We start from the raw sequence: 19,462 nt of genomic DNA, 5'->3' as shown, positions 1-19,462 counted from the left end.
ACGGGCCACTCTATGTATCATTTTCTGTCCGTCAAAACCTGGGTATTCGTCATCTGGGCGATACTCGTCAGCGTTGCGCTCTATGCCAGACCTTTGCTGCCGGTCGATGAAACCCGCTACGCAGCGGTGGCCTGGGAAATGTGGCTGCGCAGCGATTTTCTGGTGCCGCACCTGAACGGCGAACTTTACAGCCACAAACCGCCGCTGCTGTTCTGGCTGATGCAGCTCACCTGGCTGCTGCTCGGCGTCAATGACTGGTCGTTGCGGCTCGTTTCGCCGCTGTTCGCGCTGGGTACCGTTTATCTGACTTCCGCCATCGCCCGGTTATTATGGCCGGAATGCAAAACGGTCGCCGACATGGCGCCGATCATGCTGCTGGGTTCGGGCTTCTGGATCGTCTTCAGCACGTTGACCATGTTCGACATGATGCTGGCGTTTTTCGTCGCTCTCGGCATTTACGGCCTTTTGAAACTGGCCGACGCGGGACTGACGCTGCCGCGCTGGCTGCTGCTCGGCGCCGCCGTCGGCGGAGGCGTACTCTCCAAAGGCCCGGTGGTCCTGCTGCACTTATTGCCGGTGGCGTTGACGGCGCCCTGGTGGCACCGCGAACTCCGGCCCGGATCTTATTGGAAAAGGTGGTATGCCGGGCTCGCCTTCAGCATTCTACTGGGTGCCGCGATTGCGCTGTGCTGGGCGCTTCCGGCCGGCATGGCGGGCGGTGAAGTTTATCGGAATGCGATTTTCTGGGGACAAACGCAGGGGCGCCTGGTCGAGTCGTTCGCCCATCCGTTACCGTGGTGGTGGTATGCGCAATTTATGCCGGCCGTGTTATTACCCTGGCTATTGATGAAACCGATCTGGCAGGGTCTGAAAACGTTGAATCCGAAAGAGGCGGGCCTGCGTTTTTGCGCGGCCTGGGGCGTGCCGTTGTTTATCGTGTTTTCGGCGATCAGCGGCAAGCGCATCCACTACCTGTTGCCGATGTTTCCGTTATTGGTGCTGGTGCTGGCCAGAGCGGCGGAACAGGCCGACGAGCGCCGATCCGACTGGCGGCACGCCCACCAAGGGATAACGGCCTCATTGGCGCTGCTCGGCGGCGTGATGGCAGCCCTACCCTGGACCGACGCATTCCAGCACCGCATTGCCGAACTCGCGGCATTGTCCCCGCTATGGGGGGCAGGCGTATTGATCGTGGCGGGATTATTATGGCGATACCGGGCCAAAAATGCTCCGGAGTCGGTTTTTGCCGTCAGCACCGCCATCGTGATCAGTGTGCTGATTATCTCTTCGGCGGTTTTTTCCGTTATCGGCGAACGTTTCGACACGCGCCCCATCGGCGCCCAAATTACCGAAGTTTTAAATCAAGGCAAGGAAGTGGCTTATATGGGCGCCGTCTATCACGGTGAATATATTTTTACCGGACGCCTGACGAAACCCGTTAAGGTCTTCCACTTTTTACCCCTTCTTGAGGAATGGATGCCCGAGCATCCGGATGATTATTTACTGATGCGTTTTAAAAGAGAATCCGATCTGCCGGCGCAATTCCCGTATTATCGGCACCGCTATAAGAACACCTATGTAGCGGTGGTACCGATTCGGGAATTTCTGGCGCATCCCGAACTGAAAAAGATATTGTATTATTAATGCCGGACCCTGGTTTTTTTGCCCATTGCGTCCCCTCCCCCAATAGCTCTTGTAGGGCGGATTCGCCGCCAGGCAATCCGCCATGGCTTTGAAGCCTGTTGGCGTTTTGCTATCGCGAAAACGCCCTACAACGCTGCTCTTCATAACGCTTGACGTGGGTAACAATATCTATTTGGGTATCTTACGGTCCCTTGGCGAGGCGGCATTTAGCTCTTGTAGGGCGGATTCGCCGCTAGGCAATCCGCCATGGCTTTGAGGCCTGCTGGCGTTTTGCTATCGCGAAAACGCCCTACAACGCTGCTCTTCATAACGCTTGGCGTGGGTAACAATATCTACTTGGGTATCTTACGGTAAAGGCATATCCCCTTGGCGAGACGGCATTTAGCTCTTGTAGGGCGGATTCGCCGCCAGGCAATCCGCCATGGCTTTGAGGCCTGTTGGCGTTTTGCTATCCCGGAAGGTTTATTTCCAGATCGTGACGATATTCGTGAAATCGTCGGTCCACGGCTTCAGGCCGAAGGTGATCGGCAGCTTCTGCCATCTGCCGAGGCCGCTGGCACGTAGCGAATCCAGCGTTTCCGGCTTTTCCGCCATTACGACCCAGTCGGTGGCCGCGACCAAAGGAATTTCCTGCTGCGGGACGAATTCCTGCAGCAGCGCGTCATAATGCAGTTGCTTGGCATGGTCAGCCAGCACTTTCTTCAACGCCAGATGCCGGTTGGTGATGTGCAGCGCCAGGATGCCGTTTGGCTTCAGTTTTTTGAAATACAGCCGGATCGCTTCCTGGGTCAGCAAATGCGTCGGGATCGAATCGGAGCTGAACGCGTCGATGATGTACAGATCGAATTTTTGATCCGGCTCTTTTTCGAGCGACAGGCGCGCATCGCCGACCTTCATGTTCACCTTCGGATTGCAGCGGCTGATGTAGGTGAAGTATTTCGGATTGCTCGCCACATCGACGACCAGCGGGTCGAGCTCGTAAAACGTCCAGCTTTGGGTCGGTTTCGCGTAACAGTTCAACGTGCCGGCACCGAGGCCGACGACGCCGATCTCCCAATTTTGATCGACGTTGTCGAACACGCTGAACACTTGTCCGATCGGTCCCGGCCGGCTGAAATAGGTCAACGGCGTCAAAGCCTGGTCGGAATTGATGCGTTGCGCGCCGTGCTTGGTGGTGCCGTGATAAAACTCGTGGAATCTTTCCGGCCGGCCGGCTTCATCAGTCAGCACGCTCTCACGAACCGACAGCACGCCGAAGAAGGTGCGTTCCTGGTACAGCGTGTTCGACAACAGGCCGTGCAGCCCCATCGTGAAGAAAATCAGCACGCCGGTCGACAGCGCCAGCGTCAGCGGCCGGCTTCTGAACGCGTACAGCAGGCCGGCCAAAACCAAAAGGCCGACGCCGATCGTATCGAGATATTCCGGTAAATTCCCGATCCCCAGATACACCGCGATCCCGAATACGAGCAGCACGGCCGGAAACAGCGCCTGCTTCAGCCAATCGAGCTTTTCCGCGCCGATCGACAGTTTCAGGCCAGGGCGCAACAGCAAGGCGGCCACGATCATGATCGGGTATTCGTAAACGCCATTGAACACGAACGGCGCGACGAAAGTATTGAACATACCCCCGAGCATGCCCGCGAACGACATGATCAGATAATAGGTGGTCAGGTGCCGGGTATGCGGCCGGGCCTTGGCCAGCTCGCCGTGGCAGACCATCACCGCGATGAAGAACGCGGCCAGATGCAGGGCCAGGTTGACCCAGTACGGAATGATCGCCGGGTTGATGAACGAATAGGCGATGAACGGCAGCAGGATCATCGGCTGCAGCTTGACCATCCACGGATGGATCGCATCGTGCCATTTCGAAAACACGATGATGAAAGTCAACAGGTACAGCGTCAGCGGAATGATCCACAACAGCGGCACCGAAGCGATATCGGTGCTGATGAAGTTGGTCAGGCCGAGCAGCAGGCTGGAAGGCACGAAGGCCAGCGCCAGCCAGTGCAGTTGTGTGTAAGGGCTCAGGCCGTTATCGCCGCCGACTGCCTCCTCGACGATCGGATTCAGCCGATGCGATTTCCACAGCGCAAACGCGCAACCGGCAATCAACAGGCACAGCAGCCCGTAACCGATGCTCCAGTCTGCCTTTTGCAGGTCCAGCCCGATGTTCGGCTCCAACAAAAACGGGTAGCTGAGCAGCGCGATCAAGCTGCCCGCATTGCTGGCTGCATAGAGGTAATAAGGGTCATGGCTGGTATGGTGTCCGGCGTTCGCAAACCATTTCTGGATCAACGGCGCCGTCGTCGAAACCACGAAAAAAGGCAGGCCGATCGCAATCAACAACGTCCAGAGCAGCCAGAAGGTCGGATTGCTTTCGGTTGGCGGCGCCGCGTTTTCGGGCATCGCGACCGGCAGCGCCAGCAGACTGACCAGAATCACCGCGCCGTGAATCAGCACCTGCCGGTGCGTGTTTTGCCGCGTCGAAATCAGGTGCGCATACAAATAGCCGAGGAACAGCAGCGTTTGATAGAACACCATGCAGGTATTCCAGACCGACGGCGAACCGCCCAGCAAAGGCAGTAGGATCTTTCCGAACATCGGCTGCAGCACGAACATCAACGACGCGCTGGCGAACAGGGTGGCGGCGAATAAAAGAATCAGGGACAGGCGGCGGTCGTTCGAATTTTCTGGAGACAGACTCATAGTGGTTTGAAGCGGTTCGCGGTTATTATTTTTTTGAGGCGCTAATGATAAAGCATTTGGCCGTCATTGCGGCACTTTAAAGCCGGATGGACAAAAAAAAGCCGCGTCACTGATGCTTTTCATGCCGTTTCCATTCGGCAATCAGTTTTTTGCACTCGGAACGCCACTTGCAGTCCGGGACTTGGCGGCAGGTCTCCTCGGTACCGATCCTGAAACACGGTATCGTTTGGCAGGCGCATTGGATGGCCTGAATCAGGTCGGTTTTGGCAGGGAAGCGTTCCGGCCGTTCGACGCCGATGGATTGGGCCAGGGCTTGCAGGCCGCGCATTGTCGGCGCGCCGTCTTCTTCGAGGATTTGCAGGAAATTTTCGACCCGGCTTTTCGCGTATTCAAGCTCCGCTTCGAGCCAGTCTTCCAATTCGCGGCCGGGGGTAAAGCCGCGTTTTTCGGCCTTGAAATAGGCGGCGACCGCAATCCATTCATGGCGGCTCCGTTTCCCCTCCGGCCCATACGCGCCGCATGGGTCCGGACTGTCGTCATGGCAATCCCGGCCATTCGGCCGCGGCGGAAATTCGGCGCTCATGTTCATGCGGCCCCTCGCGAATCAAAAAATCGATCTGACGCCCCAGCCAGTCCGGCCGTTACGACAACGCTACGGTAAAAACCGATTTTAACCCGGTAACTGCCGTTCTGAAACGACCGGTGGCAGCCGCTGATTTCAATGCGCCTCGTCCCAGTTATCGCCGACGCCGATATCGACGAGCAGCGGCACCTTCAAGTCGGCGGCGTAGCTCATGATCGATTCGATTTTCGCCCGGCAATCGTCGAGCTGGTCTTCGGCGACTTCGAACACCAGTTCGTCGTGGACCTGCATGATCATTTTCGCGTCCGCGCGCTCCTCGGTCAGCCAGCGGTCGACCGCGATCATCGCCCGCTTGATAATGTCCGCCGCGGTGCCCTGCATCGGCGCATTGATCGCGGTGCGCTCGGCATACTGGCGCTGCGACGCGTTGCGCGAGTTGATGTCGGGCAGATACAGCCGCCGGCCGAACAGTGTCTCGACATAGCCTTGCTCCCGGGCCAGCGCCCGGATCGAATCCATGTAAGCCTTCACGCCGGGATAACGCTCGAAATACAGGTCGATGTACGACTGCGCCCTGCCCCGCGGCACGCCGAGCTGTTGCGCGAGACCGAACGAGGACATCCCGTAGATCAGCCCGAAATTGATCGCCTTGGCGGAGCGCCGCAAGTCGTGCGTGACCATTTCCGGCGCGACGCCGAACACTTCCGCCGCAGTGGCGGTATGCACGTCCACGCCGTCGCCGAACGCGCGCAGCAGTCCCGCATCGTCGGACAGATGCGCCATGATGCGCAGTTCGATCTGCGAATAATCGGCCGCGAGAAGCTTGAAGCCGCGCGGCGCGATGAAGGCCTGACGGATCTTGCGCCCTTCGCCGTTCCGGATCGGAATGTTTTGCAGGTTCGGGTCCGAGGACGACAGCCGCCCGGTCGCGGCGACCGCCTGATGGTAAGAAGTGTGAATCCGCCCGGTCTTGGGATCGACCTGTTCGGGCAGCCTGTCGGTATAGGTCGATTTGAGCTTGCTAAGGCCCCGGTGTTCGAGAATCAGCCGGGGCAAAGGATAATCGGCGGCCAGTTCCTGCAGCACCGACTCGTCGGTGGAAGGCAGGCCCTTCGGCGTTTTCTTCAGCACCGGCAACTGCAGCCGGTCGTACAGGATTTCCTGGATCTGTTTCGGCGAACCGAGATTGAAGCTGTGCCCGGCCAGCTCGTGCGCATGCTGTTCGAGGCTGACGATCTGGCTGGCCAGCTCCAGGCTTTGCTGCGCGAGCATCTCCGTATCGATCGCGACGCCGTTGCGTTCGATCCGGGCCAGCACGCTGACCAGCGGCATCTCGATCTCGCTGTAGAGCCGGTACAGCGCATCGTGTTCGGCAAGCTGCGGGCACAGTTTGCGGTGCAGGCGCAGGGTGATGTCCGCATCCTCGGCCGCGTACGGAGCGGCCTGTTCGATCGGGATTTCCTCGAACGACAGCTGCTTCGCGCCCTTGCCGGCGATGTCCTCGTAGCGGATCGTGTCGACGTCGAGGTATTTCTTGGCCAGATCGTCCATGTTGTGCCGGGTCGCGGTGCTGTTATAGACGTAGGACTCCAGCATCGTGTCGTACGCGATGCCTTGCAGGCCGATGCCCTCGTTGGCCAGCACGTGCAGGTCGTATTTGATGTTTTGCCCAAGCTTGGACTTGCGCGGATTTTCGAGCAGCGGCCGGAGCCGTTCCAGTACGTGCGCCTTGTCGAGCTGTTCCGGCGCGCCGGGATAGTCGTGAGCGAGCGGCACATAGGCCGCCTGTCCCGGCTCGACCGCGAACGACACGCCGACGATCCGGGCCTTGCTGTAATCGAGGCTGGTCGTTTCGGTGTCGAAGGCGAACAGTTCGGCTTTCTCCAGTTGCTCCAGCCAGCGTTCGAATTGTTCTTCCGTCAAAACCGTTTCGTACTCGGTTTTGCCGGCAAAAGCTTCCGGCGCGGCAGCGGGGGGTGCAGCCGCCTCGCTGCCGAGCGCCTTCAGCCAGGTAGTAAAGCCGAACTCGGACAGCAGCGGTCTCAGTTCTGCCGGGTCGATCGGTTTGCGCGTCAGTTCGCCGATCTCGTGCGGCAATTCGACTTCGCACTTGATCGTGGCCAGCTGCTTCGACAGCGGCAACTGGTCGAGACTCGCACGCAGATTCTCGCCGATCTTACCGGTAATCTCAGCCGCATGCGCGACCAGATTGTCCAGCGTGCCGTATTGTTCGAGCCATTTCGCGGCCGTTTTCGGACCAACCTTCGGCACCCCCGGAATGTTGTCGACCGTATCGCCGATCAGCGCCAGATAGTCAACGATCTGGTCCGGCCGAACGCCGAACTTTTCGATCACGCCCTGAACGCCCATCCGGACATTGTTCATCGTGTTTTCAAGCGAGATGTGCTCGTTGACCAGCTGCGCCATGTCCTTGTCGCCGGTCGAAATAATGATGTCGAAACCTTCCTTCTCCGCCTTCCTGGCCAGGCATCCGAGCACATCGTCCGCCTCGATCCCCGCCTCGATGATCAACGGCAGCCCCATCGCCTTCACCATCCGATGCAGAGGCTCGATCTGGCAGCGCAGATCGTCCGGCATCGGCGGCCGGTGCGCCTTGTAGTGCTCGTAAAGATCGTGCCGGAAGTTGTTGCCGGGCGCGTCGAAAACGACCGCGAAATGCGCGTCCGGATAATCGCCGAGCATCTTTTTCAGCATGTTCGAAACGCCGTAGACCGCGTTGGTCGCCAGGCCCTGCGGGCTGGTCAAAGGCGGCAGCGCATGGTAGGCGCGGTACAGGAAGGACGAGCCGTCGACGAGAATCAGGCGTTTCGGAGCATTCATAAAAGCGGATAAAAAGATAAAGGCGCAAGGCTAAAGGAAAAAGACGCGGGACGCAAGATCAAACGGGAGAGCCGGCGTAGGGCGCAATAGCACAACGTATTGCGCCGCACGGAGGCTAACATTCGGCGCAATACGGCTATCGCCTATTGCGCCCTACGGTCCTTGAGAATTATTCGGGCAGGGTGAATTTGAGCGTGGCGCGATTGTTTTTCCGATAGTTTTTCGTTTCTTTGGTGGCCGAGGCGGCTTTGGCCCTAAGAGCGATTGTTCCGGTTCTTTTTTTGACTTGCATGCTCAATTCGACGTGGATTTCGGAACCGGGCGCTAACGCGTCGAAACGGCATTGCAAATGTTTTTTCACATCGCAAGCGCCGCTGTCGGATACCGCGGACATCAGTTTAAGACCGAATGGCATTCTGCCGCTCAGCTTTATTCTTTCGAGAGCTTTGCCGCCCTAGTTGATCACCTTTATCGTCAATTGAAGGTCATCGCCATTCTGACTCAGTTTGTATCGACCGAATTCGACGCCGAGGTCTACCGTATCCTCGTCGCCAGCCGATTGCGTGACAATGATGTCCGCAACGCCGTTGTCGTCGCCGCTTATCCGCTGTTCCGAATCCGTCGTGAACGACGTGATTCTCCCGTCGGCGGATACGCCGCCCAGATGATCGCGCGCAGCCGGGCCCGTCGGCGGGATGGCCGGGTCGTAGCTTACCGGTTCCGATGACCGGGATATTCTGTCGTAACGCATGACGTGGCGGGCTTGATTGAAAAATACATAATGTTCATTGCCGGATAGCGCGATCGTTTCGAACGCTTCGATCGGATTTTCGACCCACATACCGGGATCGATCGGGGTGTACTGCGGAAGGGTAGCGAGAACAAGACAGCTCCCGCTCATGCCACTGAAATAACGATAGTAATCCTCTTCGAGCGGGACGACAGTCTTTCTGTTGACATTTTGCAGGTAGGCGTAATCGTTTATGCGGCCGCCGCAAGAAGGGCCAAAAGATTGAAAAGGCGTCGCCAGAAATACGGCTTCTTCTCCATTATTTGCAACGGCTGGCATGGCCGAGGGGGAAAAAAATTCGATGCGCTTGTTATCGATGGCCGAGGTTTGACCGGTTTTCCGGTCGTGCACGAATACGTTGGTATTTCTTGCGTAACCCAACTTGGCGGAAGGCGCCCAGGATTGGCTATCGGAACTAAAAATGACATAGTATCCGTTGGCCGAGATGCGGGCCGAGCGGGTCGTCGCATCCGTGGGTTGGCCGCTGCCGCTCACGTTGACGCGTTCTGTCGCACCGTTTGAGCGATCCGTGACGAACACGTCGATTTCACCGTTACTGTCGCCGGCTATCAAATTGTCCGCGGCGGACAAATAAGCGACAAAACGCCCGTCTTGTGACAGCGACGGCAAAAATGAGCGGCCATTGGCTTCGGCCATGCCGGGGCCGTGGCTCACGCGTTCGATCGTTCGATTTTGCCTGTCGTAGACAAAGATATCTTGCTTGTTATTGGTGTCGTCGGCGACCAGATTGCTGGCGCGCGAGCTGAAGGCGATGAAGCGGCCATCGCCGGACATCGCCAAGGCATCGATGCGGCCTATGCCGTGGTTACGGGGGGCCGGGCATACCAGGTCGGATTCGGGATCGGGTTGAGAGCAAATGGGGATATCCCATGATCGGTAATCGCCCTCCGCTTCACTCCGATAGACGTCGATGCCGCTGGCCGCGTTTCCTTCCTGGCCCTCCGCGTTGATGCTGATCCGCTCGGTGGTGCCGGTTTGCCGGTCACGGACGAATATATCGACCGCCCCGTTCGTATCGCCTTCGACCAGGTTGCTTGCCGCCGACGAAAACGCCACGTAGCGGCCATCGGCCGATAAGGCCGAATGATAACTCGCGGCATTCGCTTGGTCGCCCTGGCTGGAAATACTGATCCGCTCGATCAGAGGAGCGGCGCTGTGCGCGGGAAGGGAAAGGGCCAATAAGAAGGCGGCGTGAACGATAGGGCGCATGATTAAGAGATTAAGGGCTGATTTTGGATAACGGCAACTCTAACATTTATTATGAAGTTTTCAAAGCCCGGCATTTTCGATGTTTGAATGGGCCTCGGTTTCGGATCATCGCCTATCTGCGGCATGATTGTCGATTTATTGGGGGAAAGAAGTAAACTGTAGGGCGTTTTCGCGATAGCAAAACGCCAACAGACTTCAATGCAAGGCGGATTGCCTGCCGGCGAATCCACCCTACAAACGTTGTAGGGCGTTTTCGCGATAGCAAAACGCCAACAGGCTTCAATGCAAGGCGGATTGCCTAACGGCGAATCCGCCCTACAAACGCTGTAGGGCGTTTTCGCGATAGCAAAACGCCAACGGGCTTCAAAACGATGGCGGATTGCCTGCCGGCGAATCCACCCTACAAACGCTGTAGGGCGTTTTCGCGACAGCAAAACGCCAACAGGCTTCAAAACGATGGCGGATTGCCTGCCGGCGAATCCGCCCTACAAACGCTGTAGGAAAAGAGGTGGTGCCAAGATCACAGGCGTCCGATTACGCTAACCGGACCTACGCGAGCCGGATATTTTTATCTCCTTCAAACCGTCTGCCGCCGCGAAACCTCGACAATGTTCGGCAGGCAGCTGATCCGGTTCAATACCTGGCTCAGCTGGCCGATGTTCTCGATCTGGATGGTCAGGTTCAGGTCGGCCGAGAAATCCGGATGCGTGTTCAGCGAGGCGTTCGAGATGTGAATCTTCGAATGGGCCAGAAGCTGGGTCACGTTGCCCAGCAAATCCTTGGCGCTCTGGGCCTGAATCCGAATCGGCACCGAATAGTAGGATTTGTCGCCGCCCCATTCGACCTGAATTAACTGCGCCTGCTTTTCGGGCGGCAAGTGCAGGATATTCTCGCAGGCCGTCCGGTGGATAATGATGCCTTTTTTGTGCGAGATGTAGCCGATGATCTCGTCGCCCTGCACCGGCGAACAGCAGTGCGCGAAGGTGGTCAGCACGTTGTCGATCCCGTCGACGGTAACCGCCGATTTGGCGGACGGCTTTTTTTGCCGCACCTTGGCGGGCGGCGCTTCCAGCTCGGGAATCTTGACAAACGCGGCGAGCTGGCGGCTGTTGATGTCGCCGCGGCCGATCGCCTCGAAAAACCTGTCCTTGTCGGTATGCTTGAAGTGCTTCGCCAAGTCGTTCAAGTTGACCATTTTCAGGCCGAGCCGCTGCGTTTCCTTGTCCAATATGCTCTTTCCGGTCGCGATGTTCTGCGCCATCTGCTGGTTCTTGAACCAGCTTTTGACGCGCCCGATCGCGTGCGGCGATTTCAGGTAGCCCAGATTCGGATCGATCCAGTTGTGGTTCGGCCCGCCTTCCTTCGCGGTCAGAACTTCGACCTGTTCGCCCGATTTCAACGCATAGGTCAACGGCGTAATGCGCCCGTTCACCTTGGCGCCGCGGCAGCGGTGGCCGATTTCGGTGTGGATCGCATAGGCGAAATCGAGCGGCGTCGAGCCTTTAACCAGGTCGATCAGTTTGCCGGCCGGGGTCAGCACATAAACGCGGTCGGAGAACAGTTCGGTCTTGAAATCCTCGGCCAGGGTCTCGTCATTGTCCTTTTCTTCGAGCAGCTTGCGCAGGGACGCGATGTTTTTTTCGACCGCGGCGTTGTGTCGGCCGCCTTCCTTATACGACCAGTGTGCCGCAACCCCCATTTCGGCGAACTCGTGCATTTCGCGGGTGCGGATCTGCACCTCGATCCGGTTGCCTTCGTTGTCGACGATGACCGTGTGCAGCGACTGATAGCCGTTTTCCTTGGGGTTGGCGATGTAGTCGTCGAACTCTTTCGGAATGGTCTGCCACAGGCTGTGCACGAGGCCCAGCACGGTATAGCACTGGGTCAGATTGGTCACGATCACGCGCACGGCCAGAAGATCGTACAGGTCCTCGATGTCGAGCTGCTTCCGCTGCATCTTTTTCCAGATACTGTAGATATGTTTCGGCCGGCCGTACACTTCGGCGGTGATGCCTTCGAGGCCGAGCGCGGCGTTCAGTTGTTCGATGAAACGGTTCACGCAGCGCTCGCGCTCCGTCCGCTTGTCGGCCAGCGATTTGGCGATGCTCTTGTAGACCAGGGGTTCCAAATAGCGGAACGCCATGTCTTCGAGCTCCCATTTGAACTGGTGAATCCCCATCCGGTTGGCGAGCGGCGCATAAATGTCGAGCGTTTCGCGCGCGATGAAGTGGCGCACTTCTTCCGGTTCGCCCGCGAGGCTGCGCAGCCGCTTGATCCGATAGGCCAGCTTGATCAATACCGCCCGCACGTCGTGCGTCATCGACAGCAGCATCCGCCGCAAGGTTTCGGTCTGGTTCGGCTGGTGCGTCATTTCGGGCGTGTAAACGGAAAGCTTGTTCAGCCAGTTCACGTCCTTGACCAGGGAGTCGACCGTTTCGCCGAACAGGCCGGCGATGTCCGGCTGGGGATCCAGGGTGCTCAGCCGCGGGTCGCTCAGAATGGCCGCCAGCGTGGTTTTCAGATCGACATGAAAATCCGTTAAAATAGCCGCCACTTCAAATCCTTTCGGGCGGTGATAATCAGGATCGTCGGGAATCCTGGCAATAATGGCGAGCGCCTGGTTCAGTTGCTCGCGGTCAGGCTCGGAAAACCCGTCCAGCAGCGATTTATTGGGATCGATTTTTTTCGACATCGTTAAGAGGATGCAAGAGCCGCACGGGCTGTTGACTCGATTACTCGGAAGCGTAGACAGGCGTTACCGCCGTTTAGAATCAAATTCTTCTTCTAATAATAAAACGAATGATATGAAAATTACAGTATTCGGTAGCGGTTATGTCGGTCTGGTGACGGGCGCCTGTCTGGCGGATGTCGGCAACCAGGTCGTTTGCATGGATATAGACGCGGAAAAAATCGCCAAGTTGCAGCAGGGTGGGATTCCGATCTTCGAACCGGGCCTCGATGCGATGGTCAGGGAAAATCAGGCGGCAGACCGCCTTCGGTTTACGACCGACGCGCAGGAAGCGGTTGAGCACGGCGTTTTCCAGTTCATCGCGGTCGGCACGCCGCCCGACGAAGACGGCTCGGCCGATTTGCGTTATGTGCTGGCCGTCGCCGAAAGCATCGCCGAGCACATGACCGATTACCGGGTCGTGATCGACAAATCGACCGTGCCGGTCGGCACCGCCGACAAGGTCAGGGCAAAAATCGGCGAAGTACTGGCAAAACGTGGCGAAGAAATCGAATTCGACGTGGTTTCGAATCCGGAGTTCTTGAAGGAAGGAGCGGCGCTGAACGACTTCATGCGGCCCGACCGGATCATCATCGGCGTAGACAACCCGCGCACCGCGGAATTGCTTAGAGCGCTGTATGCGCCGTTCAACCGCAGCCACGAAAGGATCATCACGATGGACGTGCGTTCCGCCGAACTGACCAAGTACGCCGCCAACGCGATGCTCGCGACCAAGATCAGCTTCATGAACGAGCTGGCGAATCTGGCCGAATATCTGGGCGCCGATATCGAACAGGTCCGCCAGGGCATCGGCTCGGACAGCCGGATCGGCTACAGTTTCATCTATCCCGGCTGCGGCTACGGCGGCTCCTGCTTTCCGAAGGATGTGAAGGCGCTCGAACGCACCGCGCGCGAACAAGGCTACCATGCCGAACTGTTGAACGCGGTCGAAAATGTGAACAACCGCCAGAAGAACCGGCTGTTCGAAAAAATTGCCGATTATTACCAGAATAAGCTCGAAGGCAAGGTCTTCGCGCTCTGGGGGCTCGCCTTCAAGCCCGACACCGACGACATGCGCGAAGCGCCGAGCCGGGTGGTGATCGAAAGCCTGTGCGGGGCCGGCGCGGCCGTTCAGGCCTACGATCCCGAAGCGCTGGCCGAAGCCCGGCGGATTTACGGCGGCAATCCGCGTTTGAAACTCTGCGCTTCGCCCCACGAAGCCCTGGAAAATGCCGATGCGCTGGTCATTGTGACCGAATGGAAAGAATTCAGAAGCCCCGATTTCGACGCGTTAAGCCGCTCGTTGCGCGACAAAGTGATCTTCGACGGCCGCAACATGTACGAACCCCGGTTTGTACGCCGCAGCGGCCTGGATTATCATGCCATAGGCAGACCTTAATCAATACTGTTATGATAAAAGTGTGATAAGGCGCGCCGCGGAGCGTACCCTGAACTTAACAATCGGAAAAATCTCCGAAAAAGGAGAAGCGTTGCGTTTCCTGTCCGATCTTCGAGATCACACTCCTAACTCTCCCTCCTGTGGAAGAACTCAACCATTTTTTTAACGCCCAACATGACTAAACAAGAGAAATCCCTCGCGATGACCGTGCTGATGACGCCGGACATGGCCAATTTCGCCGGCAATGTGCACGGCGGCTCGCTGCTGAAACTGCTCGACCAGGTCGCCTATGCCTGCGCGGCGAAATACTGCAAGAATTACGTCGTGACCGCGGCGCTGGATCAGGTGTTTTTCAAGGAAAATATCAACGTCGGCGATCTGGTGACCTTTTATGCGCATGTGAACCATGTCGGCCGTTCCTCGATGGAGGTGGGGATCAAGGTCGTCGCCGAAAATCTGACGACCCACGAAAAGCGGCACACGACTTCCTGCTATTTCACGATGGTCGCGATCGACGGGCACGGGCACAGCATCGAAGTGCCCCAATTGATACTCGAAACCGACACCGAGCGTCAGTTGTTCAAGGATGCCGAACAGCGCAAGAAAAATCGCGAGGAATTGCTCGAAAAAAACCGCGCGATCCGGGTCGATCTGCCGGAGGGGCTGCTCTAAGTGGGCATTCAGGACAATTTCGAACAGCAGCCTTTAAAAGAGTTCGCCGAGAAAGCCTACCTCGATTATTCGATGTACGTGATCCTGGACCGGGCGCTGCCGCATATCGCGGACGGCCTGAAGCCGGTACAACGGCGCATCGTCTACGCGATGTCCGAACTCGGCCTGACCGCGCTGGCCAAATATAAAAAATCGGCCCGCACGGTCGGCGACGTGCTCGGCAAATACCATCCGCACGGCGATTCGGCCTGCTACGAGGCGATGGTGCTGATGGCGCAGAATTTTTCCTACCGCTACCCGCTGATCGACGGCCAGGGCAACTGGGGCTCGCCCGACGATCCAAAATCGTTCGCGGCGATGCGCTACACCGAATCGCGCCTGACTCAATACGCGCAAACCCTGCTCAGCGAGCTCGGCCAGGGCACCGTCGAATGGACCGATAATTTCGACGGCACGCTGAAAGAGCCGGAACTGCTCCCCGCCCGGCTCCCGAACGTGCTGCTGAACGGCACGATGGGCATCGCGGTCGGGATGGCGACCGACATTCCGCCGCACAACCTGCGCGAAGTCGCGGCCGCCTGCATCCGGCTGCTCGACGCCCCGGACAGCACGCTCGACCAGTTGCTTGAACATATCCAGGGCCCCGATTACCCGACCGACGCCGAAATCGTTTCGGCGAAAGACGACATCCGCAAGATGTATCTGAACGGCGGCGGCTCGATCAGAATGCGCGCGAAATACGAAGTCGAGGACGGCAACATCGTGATCACCGCGCTGCCGTACCAGGTTTCCGGTTCCAGGCTGATGGAGCAGATCGCCGCGCAAATGCTCGCGAAAAAACTGCCGATGATCGAGGATCTCAGGGACGAATCGGACCACGAGAATCCGACCCGTCTGCTGGTGATTCCGAAATCGAAGCGCACCGATACCGACGCGGTGATGTCGCACCTGTTCGCGACCACCGACCTCGAAAAAAGCTACCGGGTCAACCTGAACATGATCGGCCTGGACAACCGGCCACGGGTCAGAGACCTGCGCGAAATCCTGGTCGAATGGCTGCAGTTCCGCACCGAAACGGTCCGGAAGCGCCTGCAGCACCGGCTGGATAAGGTGCTCGCGCGCCTGCATATCCTCGAAGGCCTGTTGATCGCCTACCTGAACATCGACGAAGTGATCAGGATCATCCGCGAGGAAGATCATCCGAAGCCGGTGCTGATGGAACGTTTCGGCATCACCGACATTCAGGCCGAGGCGATCCTGGAACTGAAACTACGCTATCTCGCCAAGCTCGAAGAAATGAAGATCCGCGGCGAACAGGACGAACTGCAGCAGGAGCGCGCCGCGCTCGAAAAGACGCTCGGTTCGCCGCGCCTGTTGAATCGGCTGATCCGCAAGGAACTGGAGCGCGACGCGGAAAAATACGGCGACGACCGCCGCTCGCCGATCGTCGAACGGGAAGCCGCGCAGGCGATGGAAACGACCCAATTGATCAACAACGAACCGTTGACCGTGATCCTGTCGCAAAAAGGCTGGATCCGGGCCGCGAAGGGCCACGACTTCGACGTCGAAAGCCTGAACTACCGGGCCGGCGACAGTTTTCTGGAAGCGGTCAAATGCCGTTCGACGCAGCCGGTTTACCTACTCGACTCGACCGGCCGCGCCTACGGCACGACCACTCACGACCTTCCCTCGGCCAGATCGCAGGGCGAACCGTTGACCGGCCGCCTGAATCCGCCGCCCGGCGCGCTGTTTGCGCATCTTCTGGCCGGCGATCCGGACGACTGGTATCTGGTCGCGAGCAGTTACGGCTACGGTTTCCGGGTGCAGATGAAAGAGTTTTACAGCAAAAACAAGGCCGGCAAAGTCCTGCTGACGCTGTCGGAAGGCGCCAGAGTGGTCAAACCTGTCCAACTCCACGGCGAGAAGGATCTGCTCGCGGTCGCGACCCTGCAGGGACGCTTATTGATATTTCCGGCGCAGGAACTGCCCGAACTGGTCAAAGGCAAGGGCAACAAGCTGATCCAGATGCCTACGGAGGATCTGGCGGCCGGCAAGGATGCGGTAGCCGCGGTGGCGGCACTGCCCGCAAACGGCCGGTTGAAAATCACCGCAGGCAAGCGCCAGTTGACATTGAAAGAGGGAGACATCGCCCAGTATATAGGCTCGCGCGCGAAACGCGGCCTGCACCTGCCGCGCGGATTCCAGCGGGTCGAGGCGCTGGAGGTAGAATGAAAAAATAGGCCGCGGCATGAATTAGGCGAATTTCACGCGGTCTTAATGTGAGGTGGATAATTGCCGAGTATAGTCGAGAGCGCGTTATTTTCTTGAATATACTGGCTACGCATAACAGGAAACGAATCGGGCCCGGGAAAAATCCCCCAAACCGTCTTCGATACTCCCTGATTTATGCCCACTCGATAAAATTTTTGCCGATAAGGTGCAAGAGCACCGACTACGGGAGGTTGATAGATGAACACATTACGTTTTTATTCGACGGTCGCGATTGCCGCACTATGGCTGGGCATCGCCGCCAACGCCAATGCCGACAATACGGCAGCCGGAAAATTCGGGCGCGGCCTCGCCGGAATGACTTGCGGGGTTCTCGAAATTCCGGGCAATATCGTGCATGAAACGCGCCGCAACGGGGCAATGGGCTTTCCGGTAGGTCTGGCCAAAGGATTGGGCATGACGGTAACGCGTGAATTGGTCGGCGTTTATGAATTTATCAGCGCGCCTTTTCCCGTGCCCGCCGGTTTCAGACCCATTTTAAGCCCGGAATATCCTTGGGATTATTTCTAGTCGACAAATCGTTCAACCCTTTCATCGCTCCCACGCGCGGCGCTCGCCGTTATATACATCGGATAGCCCGATCCCATCAACGGACCGGCAGAAGTCCAAAGCTGGCTTTGGATCGCTCCCGAATACGCCTTTCAAAGCGGGCTTTGAACTCCCCGGGATGAATATTGCAGGATTTGCGTATAACGACGAGCACGCGGCGGGAACGATCAGCGAAAGTTATTTTTGACCGGATCCTGAACATCTTAACCGGTTGGCACCAAGCCCTGTAGCCCTGTAGGTCGGGCACGCTTTTTGTGCCCGACATTTTCAAGACGACGATATCAGGTCACGGTTACGGATCATCGAACGGCCGCTTCGTCGCCCAAATGTCGGGCAACGGTGAAGCGGTTGACGCTAGGCCGTCATCCGCCGAGGCGATAACCGAGCGTCTGGCGCGACTTTACCGGCCACCTTCCGTTATCCATTATTTCGAGCCCCGAATCCCCGGCGTCAACAATGAACCGGACGCCAAACGGACGAGTCCAACCTTCAAGTAAATCCTCCGTGCAGCCTGCATCCGAACTTATTTTCGGGACAGGTTCTTAACCGATCGAAATTGAGAGGGCAACGCGATGAGACGCATCTATTTTCTAGTGCCGGACATCAAAACCACGCATCACATTGTCGACGAACTCCACCGGGAAGGCTTCAACGACCGCCACATCCACATACTCGCCAAGCGCGACACTCCGCTCGAAGACCTCCCGGAAGCCACCATTCTGGAAAAAACCGATTTCATCCCGGCCGTCGAACGCGGCATCGTACTGGGCGGCACCTCCGGGTTGCTGGCCGGCTTGATCGGCCTGTCCTACGCCGGCTTCGTGATCGCCGGCGGGCCGCTCCTGGGCGTTATCCTGGCCGGCGCCACCATCGGCTCGCTGGCGGGCGGGCTGACCGGCATGAGCGCAAGCAATTCCAAACTCAAACAGTTCGAAGAGGCGATTGAAAAAGGCGAATTGCTGGTGCTGCTCGACATTCCGATCGAACGAATCACCGAAATCACCCAAAAGATCCTGAAACACCATCCGAATGCCGAATTCGACGGCATCGAGCCGATTTTACCGCCGACGCACTGATCCTCGCGGCACGCGCTAAAACCTCAAGGCCGCCGAAGACAAGGCGAAACGGGCGTTTGCCGGCACGGCTTTGACGGGTTGCAATCCGTTCGCTCCGGCGGTAGAGTTGTCCGCTCACTCAGCTTCTCACTTTTCTGGAGTTTGTCGATATGACTTTCCGATCCATCTTGATGGGCCTGCTGGCGATCGGCTTTTACGGAATGGCTTGTGCGGCCGAGATCGACCGTGCGGAAGTCGAAAAGCGCCTTGCCGCGGCCAGCAAGAACCGTCCCGCCGACCTGCGCCGGAAAGACCTGACCGGCCTGGACTTGTCCGGTCTGGACTTCCGGCAGGCGGATTTGTGGGGCGCCGATCTGCGCCGGGCGAATTTCAGCCGAAGCAACCTGTCGGGATTGAATCTGGATCTGACCGTGATGACCCGCATCAATTTGTCCGGCGCAAACCTCTCCAACACCAGCATCTTCGGGGTTTCGATCATGAACGCCGACCTCAGCGGCGCCAACCTGACCGGCAGCCGGATCATCGCGAATCTGGACCGGTCCGATCTGAACCGCGCCGATTTGTCCCATGCGAACTGGGGCGCGGACATGAAGAACCAGCCGATGGGCTTGATGCGGGTCAGCCTGAACAACGTCGATCTGTCGGGCGCCGATCTGAGCGATGCGAATCTGAGCCGCGCCTTGATGCGGCACGCGAACCTGAGCGGCAGCCGTCTGCACAATGCAATGCTGGCCGGCGTCGATTTATCCGGCGCGAACCTGACCCATGCCGACTTGAGCGGCGCCGACCTGTCCGGCAGCCACCTGGAAGACGCCGATCTGACCGGCGCCAATCTGGCCGGCGCCCGCTTGACCGGGATAGGCAACAAGTCCACGATCAAAGGCCTGGATGCGGCAAAAAATCTGCAATCGGCGATTTTCGACTGACCGCGCTTTTTCCCGATAAATTCGCCGGC

13 protein-coding genes are annotated in these 19,462 nt (G+C 58.1%); 7 read left to right on the top strand and 6 right to left on the bottom strand.

Annotated features, from left to right (window positions below; genetic code table 11):
• The first annotated feature begins 12 nt into the window (after positions 1–12).
• The gene (locus tag CC94_RS0108940; protein ID WP_031430555.1) at positions 13–1,644 is read left to right on the top strand and encodes an ArnT family glycosyltransferase; all 1,632 of its coding nucleotides are present in this window, start codon (positions 13–15) and stop codon (positions 1,642–1,644) included.
• Between the two features lie 462 nt (positions 1,645–2,106).
• Here the strand turns inward: CC94_RS0108940 and CC94_RS0108935 are convergent, their stop codons facing one another.
• From CC94_RS0108935 to CC94_RS0108910, 6 genes are all read right to left on the bottom strand, one after another.
• Complete coding sequence (locus tag CC94_RS0108935; protein WP_031430554.1) at positions 2,107–4,350, bottom strand: fused MFS/spermidine synthase; 2,244 nt, start codon at positions 4,348–4,350, stop codon at positions 2,107–2,109.
• 106 nt (positions 4,351–4,456) lie between these two features.
• Positions 4,457–4,939, bottom strand: coding sequence for a DUF2934 domain-containing protein (locus CC94_RS0108930; protein ID WP_157203409.1), 483 nt, complete (start codon positions 4,937–4,939; stop codon positions 4,457–4,459).
• 129 nt (positions 4,940–5,068) lie between these two features.
• Positions 5,069–7,774 (bottom strand): DNA polymerase I, encoded by a 2,706-nt coding sequence (gene polA, locus CC94_RS0108925; protein WP_031430552.1) that lies wholly within the window; start codon positions 7,772–7,774, stop codon positions 5,069–5,071.
• Positions 7,775–7,943: 169 nt separating this feature from the next.
• A complete protein-coding gene (locus tag CC94_RS0108920; protein ID WP_425411957.1) occupies positions 7,944–8,207 on the bottom strand; it encodes a hypothetical protein in 264 nt (87 codons plus the stop codon).
• Positions 8,208–8,228: 21 nt separating this feature from the next.
• Positions 8,229–9,794, bottom strand: a complete 1,566-nt coding sequence (locus CC94_RS0108915; protein ID WP_031430550.1) for a TolB family protein — start codon at positions 9,792–9,794, stop codon at positions 8,229–8,231.
• Positions 9,795–10,371: 577 nt separating this feature from the next.
• A complete protein-coding gene (locus CC94_RS0108910) occupies positions 10,372–12,486 on the bottom strand; it encodes a RelA/SpoT family protein (RefSeq protein WP_005369051.1) in 2,115 nt (704 codons plus the stop codon).
• A 112-nt stretch (positions 12,487–12,598) separates the two neighbouring features.
• Here CC94_RS0108910 and CC94_RS0108905 point away from each other — a divergent pair, with 112 nt between their 5' ends.
• From CC94_RS0108905 to CC94_RS0108880, 6 genes are all read left to right on the top strand, one after another.
• Positions 12,599–13,921 (top strand): UDP-glucose dehydrogenase family protein, encoded by a 1,323-nt coding sequence (locus CC94_RS0108905; protein WP_005369049.1) that lies wholly within the window; start codon positions 12,599–12,601, stop codon positions 13,919–13,921.
• A 174-nt stretch (positions 13,922–14,095) separates the two neighbouring features.
• Entirely contained in the window at positions 14,096–14,593 is a 498-nt protein-coding gene (locus CC94_RS0108900) for an acyl-CoA thioesterase (protein WP_005369046.1), read from the top strand.
• Positions 14,594–16,825, top strand: a complete 2,232-nt coding sequence (parC, locus tag CC94_RS0108895) for a DNA topoisomerase IV subunit A (protein ID WP_031430548.1) — start codon at positions 14,594–14,596, stop codon at positions 16,823–16,825.
• A gap of 237 nt (positions 16,826–17,062) precedes the next feature.
• Entirely contained in the window at positions 17,063–17,392 is a 330-nt protein-coding gene (locus CC94_RS0108890) for an exosortase system-associated protein, TIGR04073 family (RefSeq protein WP_005369041.1), read from the top strand.
• 611 nt (positions 17,393–18,003) lie between these two features.
• Complete coding sequence (locus tag CC94_RS0108885) at positions 18,004–18,507, top strand: hypothetical protein (protein ID WP_005369039.1); 504 nt, start codon at positions 18,004–18,006, stop codon at positions 18,505–18,507.
• 149 nt (positions 18,508–18,656) lie between these two features.
• A complete protein-coding gene (locus tag CC94_RS0108880) occupies positions 18,657–19,433 on the top strand; it encodes a pentapeptide repeat-containing protein (RefSeq protein ID WP_031430546.1) in 777 nt (258 codons plus the stop codon).
• The last annotated feature ends 29 nt before the right edge of the window (positions 19,434–19,462 follow it).

This window comes from Methylomicrobium agile (genome assembly GCF_000733855.1).
GTDB classification, from domain to species: Bacteria; Pseudomonadota; Gammaproteobacteria; order Methylococcales; family Methylomonadaceae; genus Methylomicrobium; species Methylomicrobium agile.
The sequence above is the reverse complement of the archived record's forward strand: the minus strand, read 5'-3'. Positions and strand labels throughout refer to the sequence as shown.